Source organism: Motilimonas thetidivivens (genome assembly GCF_046452435.1).
In the GTDB taxonomy this organism is placed as follows: domain Bacteria; phylum Pseudomonadota; class Gammaproteobacteria; order Enterobacterales; family CBDFNC01; genus Motilimonas.
Window position 1 is genome coordinate 1 of the sequence record NZ_JBKFDK010000071.1, and the last position, 514, is coordinate 514.

Here is a 514-nt window from a genome sequence, read left to right on the forward strand (position 1 = left end):
ACACAGCCGTTCAACACCCCAATAGGTGCTTAGCTCCCTTATTAACGCGAACCTTTGAGCGAGTCCTGCATCAAGAGAGCTGAAGCCTTTTTTAGGATGGTGTTATCCTCTTCAAGGCGTTTAATCTTACGCTCTAGCTCGCGTATTTTGACTTGGTCTGGCGTCATCGGCATGGCACTCGATAGGTTGCCATTTCGCTCTTCTTTAAGCTGCCTTGCCCATTTATCGACAGTTGACTTGCCTTGCTGGTACAATGCTGCCAATTTCTTTTTAATCGTGAATGTTTATGTTGTCTTATCGTAGAGAGCTTGATGGCCTTCGAGCTTTAGCTGTTATCGCTGTAATTATCTATCATGCCAATTTAGAAGTCTTTGGATTGCAAATATTTAAAGGTGGCTTTTTTGGTGTTGATGTTTTCTTTGTACTTTCAGGTTATTTGATAACAGCAATTATCAGGAACGATATGGAAAAAGGCTCGTTCAGCTTCTTTAATTTCTACTGGCGAAGAGCCAAG

The 514-nt window shown here is 42.0% G+C and carries 2 protein-coding genes; one reads left to right on the forward strand and one right to left on the reverse strand.

The features are described 5' to 3' along the window. Positions 1–41 precede the first annotated feature (41 nt). Positions 42–263 (reverse strand): transposase, encoded by a 222-nt coding sequence (locus ACK8OT_RS19275; protein ID WP_410198133.1) that lies wholly within the window; start codon positions 261–263, stop codon positions 42–44. Positions 264–286: 23 nt separating this feature from the next. On the opposite strand from ACK8OT_RS19275, the gene ACK8OT_RS19280 reads away from it, so the two are divergent. Next, positions 287–514: acyltransferase family protein (locus ACK8OT_RS19280; protein ID WP_410198134.1), on the forward strand; the 228-nt coding region annotated here is incomplete at its 3' end.